The following is a 9,394-nucleotide window of genomic DNA, read 5'->3' as shown; positions in this document are numbered from 1 at the left end:
TCACTTCGCAGCGGCGGTGTTGGCCGCAGCGGACGGCGTCTTGCGATACCAGTAGCTGATGATCCAGTCCTCGCCCTGGAAACTGACCGGCGTCACCGACGGGTAGCCGAGCGCGCTTTTGTACGCGATCCGCGTATCCGGCGCGAAATATTCGGGCACCAGGTAATAGCCGTTGATCAGCACGCGGTCGAGCGCATGGGTCGCGGTTTCGAGTTCGTTCAGCGTGCTCGCGCGCATCACCGCGCGCACCAGCGCATCGACCGCCGGCGACCTCACGCCCGGATAGTTCTCCGAGCCGACCTGCGATGCCGATGCGCTGCTGAAACGACGCTCCAGTTCGGAACCGGGAATCGTCACGCGCAGATAGACGAACGTCGTCATATCGAACTCGAAGTTGTCGATCCGCTTCTGATACAACGCACTATCTATCTCGCGCATATGCGCGTCGATGCCGAGCAGTTGCAGGTTGCGCATATACGCCAGCAGTACGCGATCCATGCCAGGCTGATCGTCGATGATTTCGATCGACATCGGGTTGCCGTGCGCGTCGCGCAACTGGCCGTCGCGCACTGTCCAACCCGCTTCGGCGAGCAGGCCGCGCGCTTCGCGCAGGTTCTCGCGCAACGTGTGCGGCGCAATCGTGTCGGCCTGCCTGACCATTGGACCGAACACGGCCGCCGGCAAACTCGCGCGATACGGGTCGAGCAGCGTGAGTTCGGCAGCGGTCGGCACGCCTTGCGCGGCGAACGGGCTATCGTCGAAGTAGCTGTTGGTGCGCCGGTATTGGCCGTAGAAGGTCATCCGGTTCAGCCAGTCGTAGTCGAACGCGAGTGCAAGGGCATGCCGCACCCGCACATCCGAAAACATCGGCCTGCGCGTGTTGAACATCAGCCCCTGCATCTGCGCGCCGTGATCAGGAAAGAGTCTGCGCTGCAACACGCCGTTCTCGAAGTTCTTGCCGATATAACGGCGCGCCCATTGCATCGAACTGTATTCGACCATCACGTCGGTATCGAGCGCTTTCAGCGATTCGAGCTGCGTGTAATGATCGTGATAGAGCTTGAACGCGACGCGCGCGAAATGGTACATGCCGCGCCGCGACGGCAAATCGGCGGCCCAGTAAGCCGGATTGCGACGATAGACGATCTGCGTGTCGTTCTTGCGCTGCTCGATCAGATACGGGCCGCTCGACACCGGCGGCACGTTGGTCAACTGATCGAACGCGATGCGCGTGCCGTTGGCTTGCATTGCCCACTTTCGCGAGAAAACCGGCAGGTCGCCTGCGATCAACGGCGCGTCGCGTTCCACGTGCCTGAAGTCGAAGCGCACCCGCGACGGGTCGAGCACCGTGGCGCGGCTGATCACCGCGAACTGCGAGTTGAACACCGGCGATGCCTGCGGGCTGGTCAGCGTATCGAACGAATACTTGACGTCGTCGGCGGTGATCGGATCGCCGTTCGAAAAGCGCGCTCGGGGGTCGATATGAAACACCGCTGATTTGCCATCCGGCGCCACCTCGACGTCGTCGGCGATCAATGCGTATTCCGACGCGAGTTCGTCCCAGCTGCGCTGCATCAGCGTATCGAACATCAGATGCAGGATGTCCGGCGCCGGCGCACCACGCGTCAGGAAAGGATTCAGCGAATCGTAGCTTTGCGCTTCGTCGTAGTTCTGGAAAACCAGCGTGCCGTCGGTCGGCGCATTCGGGTCCGCGTAATCGAAATGCGTGAACCCGGACGGATACTTCGGCGCGTCGTATTGCGCGATCGACGCCCTCGCGAACGCGGGCGCCGTCGTCAACGGCACGACCAGCAGCCCCGCGACGAGCGTCACCGCAACCCGCGCCGCGAGCATCTTAACGACGCGCGCGCGCGGGCCTCGAAACCTGTCGGTTGTCATCATGCGTGTCTGGACGCAATCGGCTCGTAGCCGATGCGCGATGCTTCGAAACCGCGCGGGCGGCGGCGGGTAGCCACCGCTCGCGCGGGTCCGGGTTGAAGGCCGGATGGGTAAATTGCGAAGGCCGGAAGTTCGCGTCGAAGCTGAGCTTATTCGTCGTCGTTACTCGTCGTGGTTACTCGTCGTCGGACGGTGTGGTCTTGAACGAGAACTGAACTTCGCCGACATACGGCTCGGCATTCTTCTCGCACTTGTACGCCTTGCCTGCGGCAATCACGGCTTCGTTGAACACCGACGTCGGCGGCGTGACGCGCATGATCTTCACGTCGCTGACCTTGCCGTCCGTACCGATCGTCAGATGCGCGATCACGTCCGCCGAAATACCGTCCGTCAATGCCTTGCGCGGAATCACCGGCTGCACCGACTGGCAATGACCGCGGCCGTCCACCACGCCATGCAGCGCGGGCGGCGCCGGCGGCGCGGACGGTGCCGGAGCGGGTGCCGGCGCAGGCGTCGGCGAGGTGATCGCCGGAGCGTTCGGAGCCGGATTCGCCGTGGGCTGGATCACCGGCTGCGGCGTCGGTCGCGGCGGCGGCGGCGTCGGGGTCGGCTTCGGTATTTCGTGCTTCGGCTGCGCTTTGGGCGGCGCCGGCGGCGGCTCCAGCTTCTTCACCTCGGGCGGCGGCGGTGGCGGAGGCGGCGGCGCAATCTGCACGCGCATCTCCTTCGGCGGCGGAGGCGGCGGCGGCTGGAACTTCATGTGCGACACGCCCAGAATCACCAGCGCCTCGACCAGCACCGCAACGCCGATCGCCAGCTTCATGGGCATGCGACCGTGATGCGCCGGCGTCGTCGATGCCCAGAGTGCACCGTCCAGGCGGTTTTGCGGATCTTTCATGTCGATGGCCGGTGAACTCATGTCGTCGGGTTCGTGGCCAATGCAACCGAACTGATGCCCGCCGCGCGCACCAGGTCCATCACCTTGACGATATTCTTGTAACTCGTGCCTTCGTCGCCGGCAATCGCGACATCTACTTTCTTCGAGTCGTGAACCAGACCTTGCAGACGCGCGGTCAATTCTTCGGGCGTCACGGGCTTCGAATCCAGATAGATTTCATCCGTCTTCGTCACGCCGATCGATACCCTGATGGTCTGCTGCAACTGCTCGGCGGTGCTCGATTGCGGCAGGTCGAGCTTGATGCCTGCGCCCTGGATCATCTTCAGCGTCGCGAGCATGAAGAACACCAGCAGGAACATCATGATGTCGATCATCGGGATGATCTCGATGCGCGCTTTCTCTTCACCGCCGAGGTAATGGCTGCGATGGTTTCGCATGGTCCGTCTCCTTGAGTGCCGGCGTCAGACTGCGAAGCGCGATACGAGCAGCGACTTGATGAGGTCGAACTGGTTGACCGTCATCCGGATACGCTTGTTGAAGTAGTTCAGGAAGATCACGCAGATGATCGCGATGGTCAGGCCGCACGCAGTGGCCGTCAGCGCGTGACCGATGCCGCCCGTCACACCGTTCGGGTTCGCGGTGCCGCTGGTGCCGAGCACGTTGAACGATTCGACCATGCCGATGATCGTGCCAAGTAGACCCAGCAACGGGCCGAGCGTCACGGCCGTATCGAGAATCCACAGGTTACGGTCGAGACGCGGCAACTGGAACATGATCGTTTCCTCGATCTCGCGTTCGACCACGGCTTCGCTCTTGCCCTTCACTTTCATCGCCGACTTCACGAGTTCGCCTTGCACGGTCTGCTTGTAGTGCTCGGCCACTTTGGCGGCATCGTCGGGATTGGCTGCATCGACGAGTTTCAGGTCATGTTCGAGGGTCTTGCCGGCACGCACGGCACGCGAGAAGAACATGAATCGTTCGATGATGATCGCGATGCCGAGCAGGAAGATGAACGCGAGGAGAGGGATCAGACCCATCGACTGGATCGAGTAGTTAATGAGGGTATTCAGCACTGCGGACTCCGGTTAGTACAGGCTCAAGCGGCCGTTGAATAACGGTAGGTTTCGAGATGCCGGCTGCCTTGTGAGTCGCCGGCTAAAGGCCCGCCACTTATGCAAAGCCCGTACCAGGTCAGGCGACTGGTTTCTCCGTAACGAACGTCGCCAGTCCTTTACACGGGACGCTTTGCCTTTTATTTCATGGACTTGCCGAGCGCGACAAAGATCTCGCATGCCCGCGGCTTGCGTGGCGCTCGCGCACGCATATAGCAAAACAAATTGATTTTTGTAATTAGAGTAAGTCCGTTTTCCAAGACTGTTTCTCCCAAAGCCTTTAATTCTCTATTGCAGAAATGGTGCGAAAAGTCGCACTTGAAGCGTTTTGGTGCAATCTCAGAATACCTATAGACAATTTCATTACATATACCTTTCATATTACTTTCGATTTAGTATGGCAATAGGCACCAATTGAAGACCAGCTACCAGCCACAAATGCCTACGCGTAACGCGAAGCAACCTTACAGAAGCGCTTTCTTACACTTATTACCGTTAATTTCAACGGCACATTAATCGCCCCGAATTAGGGAATTTAATTGCCATGGATCATTTTTTATTTAATGCACCAATTCTGTAATTAAGCATTCTTACGGTGCGTAAGCTGCACCAAATGGCAATTAAAATAAGCCGTCTAACTTTATTTTTTTCTAATGGAAACTTTCCTGCGTTCTGTTACGCGCGAGGAATGCTTTATTTCCAGGCACTACCCGCGCGACACAATTTTTCGTAACTCTGAATTCCTAAGCAAATCAATCGCTTCGATGCATTTGCGGAGGCCGCTCAAGGCCTTTCCGACGGTCCGCGACCTCACACATGGCATATCTCGTGCTCTTGCTGCGCTCGCTTCAAGACCAAGGCGCGCGCGTCCGACACGATCGGCGACGCACCCTGGACGGGATGTGCGGGACGGCGCGGGGATGCGCCGGACAGCGAAGAACTCGCTGACGTCAACGCACTGCATCGCACGCGCAACTCGCGCCTGCGTTTGCGTGATCGTTCAACGGAAGTGGCCTTAACAACAAGAAGGAGCGCAAGTGAAACAAAAGCGATTGGCCTCAGCCATCAAAAGAATCATTGGTGCCGAGCTGGTGTTGACAGCGGCGTTCGTCCCGCTGGCACACGCACAAAGCCAACCTGATACAGCGGCCGTTCCGACGGCCGCAAGCACGCCAGCGGCGACTCCCCCCGCCGTCAGCAAGCTCGAAAAAGTAGAAGTCACCGGTTCGCTGATCCGCACATCGGACAAGACCGGCAACGTCGAAGTCCAGACCGTTACAGCAAGGGAAATCCAGCAAAGCGGCTACACGACCGTGGCCGACTTCCTGCGCGGCATGTCTGCCAACTCCGCGTCCAGTTGGGGTTCCACCACGATGAACGGCACGGCGCCGGGCGGCTCGGGGATCGCATTGCGCGGTCTGTCCGAGAAGTACACGCTGGTGCTGGTCGACGGCCAACGCGTCGCGAACTACGCACAGGCGGTGAACTTCACCGACACGTTCTTCGACGTCAACACGATCCCGCTGAACATCGTCGATCACATCGAAATCGTGAAGACGGGCGCCGTGTCCGCATACGGTTCCGACGCGATTGCCGGCGTGGTCAACATCATCACGAAAAAGAACTTCCAGGGTCTTCAGGTCGACGGGCAGCTCGGCAAGGCACAGCATCCGGGTAACGCTCAGGGCAACTTCAGCGTGCTCGGCGGCTTCGGCGACCTGAACTCGGATCGTTTCAACGTGACGGCAGCCGCCAGCTACTATCGCGATTCCGGTTCGACGCTCGACCAGCGCGACATGACCAAAAACCAAGACTTCAGCCAGTACCCAGGTGGGTCGGCGGGTCCTCTTGGTCCGAACCAGCAGTCATTCTGGCAACTGCCGGACGGCTCGACCGCCGCGTTGAGCCCATGCCCCCCGGGCAGCACTAACGCGGCGGGCGCAACGTGCGTGTACAAGAACGCGAACACGTACTCGCTGATTCCGCAGACGACGCGTCTGAACGCGAAGGTGCGTGGCACCTTCAAGATCAACGACGACATACAGGCTTACGCCGACTTGTGGGCGAGCCGCAACGAGACGGTCCAGTACTTCGGCAGCCCGTCGATCAGCAGCACGTCGAACGTGTTCAATCCGCTGACCGGCTCGGTGTCGCAGCTCGACCGCACGGTGTCGGCGCTGAATCCGTACAACCCGTACGGTGTCGATACGCCGATCAACCTGACCTTCCCGGGCATTGCGCAGCGCGCAGACACGGCATCGACGTTCTGGAAGGCCTCGACGGGCGTGAAGGGTTCGTTCACCACGCCGAAGGTCGGCGACTGGGACTGGTCGGTGGACTACGGTCATTCGCAGAGCACGGTCGACACGACGTACTCGAACATGATCAACACGGCCGCGCTTGAAAACATCCTCGGCCCGAACGGCGGCTACAACTTCGCGAACCCGGCATCGACACCGAACGGTCTGAACGGCCTGTTCCAGAACGACTACCAGCAGGCGATCTCGAAGCTCGACAGCTTGACGGCGAAGACCTCGACCGGCAATCTGTTCAACCTGCCGGCTGGTCCGGTCGGCATCGGTTTCGGTACGGAATTCCGTCACGAAAGCTCGCTGATCAACCCGCGCACATACTCGTCGCAAGGGATCGTCGTGCCGGCGAACGTTCAGTCCGTCGACGGCGAACGCAACATCGCGGCTGTGTATTACCAGATCGATATTCCGATCATCCACAACCTGACGTTCACGCAAGCGGGCCGCTATGACCACTATAGCGACTTCGGCGGCGCGTTCTCGCCGAACTTCGCACTGCGCTTCCAACCGGTCCAGATGCTGACGACGTACGCGTCGTACAGCCGTGGTTTCCGCGCGCCGACGCTGGTCGAAAACTCGCAGGCAACCTACCTGGCTCACCAGAACCTCGTCGATCCGAACGACCCGAGCGGCGTGCCGACCAAGCACTTCACGACGGAACAGATCAATGGCAATCCGAACCTCCAACCGGAGCACACGAAGAACTACAACATCGGCTTCCAACTGTCGCCGGATGCGTCGACCGATATCGGTGCAGCGTTCTACAAGATTCATATCGACGGCGTGATCGGTACCGACGATCCGAATGCCGTGCTGGATGCCAACGACCCGTCGAGGGTCGTGCGCAATCCCGACGGCACGATCCGCTACATCTCGCAACAGTTCATCAACCTCGGCTCGCTGGATACCGACGGCTTCGACATGAACTTCCGCAAGTCGGTCGGCACGAAGTACGGCACGTTCACGCTGTCGGGCGACTGGGCGTACGTGTGGCACTTCAAGCTGAACAGCCCGGGCGCTGCAACGCAGGACTTCGCGGGTAACAACCTCGCGCTGCTGCAACCGTTCGGTGCGTCGAATCCCCGCTGGAAGGGCAACACGAGCCTGACTTGGGATTACCGCAAGATGACCACGACGCTGAGCTGGCAGTACACGGGTCCGTACACCAACGCAGTGGCAGCCGAGTTCGGCGACGGTGGCACGGGTTCGGTGGCGTCGTATAGCCAGTTCAACCTGATGATGACGTATCGCGGCTTCAAGAACTGGACGATCTATGGTGGCATCCAGAACATCTTCGACAGGACGCCGCCGTTCGACGTGGAGTGGCAATCAACGCCGGACATCACCGGCTACGACCAGTCGCTGTACACGAATCTGGGCCGCTTCTTCCAGATCGGTGCGACCTACCGCTTCTGATCGTCGCAGCGGGCTTTATCGCAGGACCGTAGGTCTCCTCTTGCCTCTTCTTCGTTGTTGAAGAGGATTGGCGGCGGTGCCTCGCGCACCGCCAGCTTTTTTGCTATTCGGATGCCACTTGAAATACGCAATGAAACCGATTCACGCCACTCGGGCGGCGTTGGCCGCGTTGGCGCTCGCCCTTCTCTCTCCCGCCCACGCCGTGACGATCCCGCCCGGCGTCACGCTCGCAGCCACCCAGGAACTCACGCGGCAAACACCCGTCGAGGCAGAATCGATCGACCCCGCGCATATCGAATCCTGGGCCGCTAATACCATCGGCCTCGACCTGTTCGAAGGTTTGACGCGAATCGCCGCCGACGGTGCGGTCGTGCCGGGCGTCGCGCAATCGTGGAGCCGCAGCGCGCCCGATACATGGATCTTCAAGCTGCGCCACAACGCGCGCTGGAGTAACGGCGAGCCGGTCACGGCCGCCGATTTCGTCTATTCATGGCAACGCGTGGTCGATCCGAAGACCGGCTCGAAATACACGATCCTGGTCGAGTTCGTGAAGAACGCGAAGGCGATTCTGGCGGGCAAGGCGCCGCTCGCGAGTCTCGGCGTGCGCGCGGTCGATCCGTACACGGTGGAGGTCAAGACCGAAGACCCGACTGCGTTCTTTCCGCAACTGACCGCAATGTCGACGATGGCGCCGGTGAACCGCGCGACGGTCGCGAAGTACGGCGACGAATGGACCCGTCCCGGCCACATGGTCAGCGACGGTGCGTATGCGTTGAGCGACTGGCAACCGGGCAACCGTCTCGTGATGGTGAAGAACGACAAGTACTGGGATGCGAGCAAGGTCGCGATCACGAAAGTCACCTATCTACCGATCGAAAGCGACGAAACGGCAATGCGGATGTATCAGGCCGGCCAGTTTGATTACACGTATTCGATTCCGTCCGGCATCTATAACCAGGTCAGCAAGCAGTTCGGCTCCGAACTGAAGACCGGGATGTTTATCGCCACCTACTACTACTCGCTGAACAACGCCGACCCGGCCTTCAGGGACAAGCGCGTGCGCGAGGCGCTGTCCATGGTGATCGACCGCAACCTGCTGACGTCCAAACTGACCGCAAGCGGCGAGTTGCCGCTGTACGGCCTGATTGCAAAAGGCACGCAAGGCGCGGCGCAATTCCAGCCCGACTGGGCCGCGTGGCCGATGGCGAAGCGCATCGAAACCGCGCGAGACCTGCTGAAACAGGCGGGCTATTCCGCTGCAAAGCCGTTGACGTTCACGCTGACATACAACACCAACGACCTGCACAAGAAGGTCGCGCTATTCACGACGTCGGAATGGCGCACCAAGCTCGGCGTCAACGTGAAGCTCGAAAACGTCGAGAACCGCGTGCTGCTGAAAATGCGCCACGACGGCAAGGTGCAGGCGTCGCGCGACGGCTGGTTCGTCGACTACAACGACGCGATGTCGTTCTTCGACCTGATCCGCTGCAACAGCGTGCAGAACGACCAGCACTACTGCAATCCGAAGGTCGATGCGTTGATCGATCAGGCGAACCAGCAGATGGACGAAGCGAAGCGCACCGCGATGCTAACGCAGGCGCACGACATCGCGATGAACGACTATCCGCTGATTCCGATGTTCCAGTACTCGGCGGTGCGGCTCGTGAAATCGTATGTGGGCGGCTATTCGCCGACCAACTACGTCGATCAGCGGCAGTCGCAGGACATGTACATCATCAAGCACTGAGCGCAAGGAG

At 60.3% G+C, this 9,394-nt stretch carries 6 protein-coding genes; 2 read left to right on the top strand and 4 right to left on the bottom strand.

Annotation, left to right across the window (positions count from 1 at the left end; genetic code table 11):
* The 4 genes from OKW30_RS06460 to OKW30_RS06445 all read right to left on the bottom strand — a co-directional run bounded on the left by OKW30_RS06460 (position 1) and on the right by OKW30_RS06445 (position 3,870).
* Positions 1 to 1,899 (bottom strand): extracellular solute-binding protein, encoded by a 1,899-nt coding sequence (locus tag OKW30_RS06460; RefSeq protein ID WP_429347731.1) that lies wholly within the window; start codon positions 1,897 to 1,899, stop codon positions 1 to 3.
* 175 nt (positions 1,900 to 2,074) lie between these two features.
* Positions 2,075 to 2,818, bottom strand: a complete 744-nt coding sequence (locus tag OKW30_RS06455) for an energy transducer TonB (protein ID WP_429346288.1) — start codon at positions 2,816 to 2,818, stop codon at positions 2,075 to 2,077.
* Positions 2,815 to 3,234: an ExbD/TolR family protein gene (locus OKW30_RS06450; protein ID WP_429346287.1), complete on the bottom strand. Its 420-nt coding sequence runs from the start codon at positions 3,232 to 3,234 to the stop codon at positions 2,815 to 2,817. The genes OKW30_RS06455 and OKW30_RS06450 overlap by 4 nt, the downstream gene beginning before the upstream one ends.
* Positions 3,235 to 3,258: 24 nt before the next feature.
* Positions 3,259 to 3,870 carry a MotA/TolQ/ExbB proton channel family protein gene (locus OKW30_RS06445; RefSeq protein ID WP_184063922.1) on the bottom strand — a complete coding sequence of 204 codons (612 nt, stop codon included), beginning with the start codon at positions 3,868 to 3,870 and terminating at the stop codon, positions 3,259 to 3,261.
* Positions 3,871 to 4,946: 1,076 nt separating this feature from the next.
* Here OKW30_RS06445 and OKW30_RS06440 point away from each other — a divergent pair.
* Both OKW30_RS06440 and OKW30_RS06435 read left to right on the top strand, forming a co-directional pair.
* Positions 4,947 to 7,637: a TonB-dependent receptor plug domain-containing protein gene (locus OKW30_RS06440; RefSeq protein ID WP_184067471.1), complete on the top strand. Its 2,691-nt coding sequence runs from the start codon at positions 4,947 to 4,949 to the stop codon at positions 7,635 to 7,637.
* A 130-nt stretch (positions 7,638 to 7,767) separates the two neighbouring features.
* Positions 7,768 to 9,384 (top strand): peptide ABC transporter substrate-binding protein, encoded by a 1,617-nt coding sequence (locus OKW30_RS06435; protein ID WP_184067468.1) that lies wholly within the window; start codon positions 7,768 to 7,770, stop codon positions 9,382 to 9,384.
* The last annotated feature ends 10 nt before the right edge of the window (positions 9,385 to 9,394 follow it).

The organism is Paraburkholderia sp. Clong3 (assembly GCF_050436485.1).
Classification (GTDB): Bacteria; Pseudomonadota; Gammaproteobacteria; order Burkholderiales; family Burkholderiaceae; genus Paraburkholderia; species Paraburkholderia tuberum.
This window is presented reverse-complemented; position numbering and strand designations above follow the sequence as displayed.

What these genes read in the sequence shown, in the direction of transcription:
- OKW30_RS06460 (WP_429347731.1), bottom strand. Translation starts at nt 1,899, where the DNA reads ATGACAACCGACAGGTTTCGAGGCCCGCGCGCGCGCGTCGTTAAGATG.
- OKW30_RS06455 (WP_429346288.1), bottom strand. Translation starts at nt 2,818, where the DNA reads ATGAGTTCACCGGCCATCGACATGAAAGATCCGCAAAACCGCCTGGAC.
- OKW30_RS06450 (WP_429346287.1), bottom strand. Translation starts at nt 3,234, where the DNA reads ATGCGAAACCATCGCAGCCATTACCTCGGCGGTGAAGAGAAAGCGCGC.
- OKW30_RS06435 (WP_184067468.1), top strand. Translation starts at nt 7,768, where the DNA reads ATGAAACCGATTCACGCCACTCGGGCGGCGTTGGCCGCGTTGGCGCTC.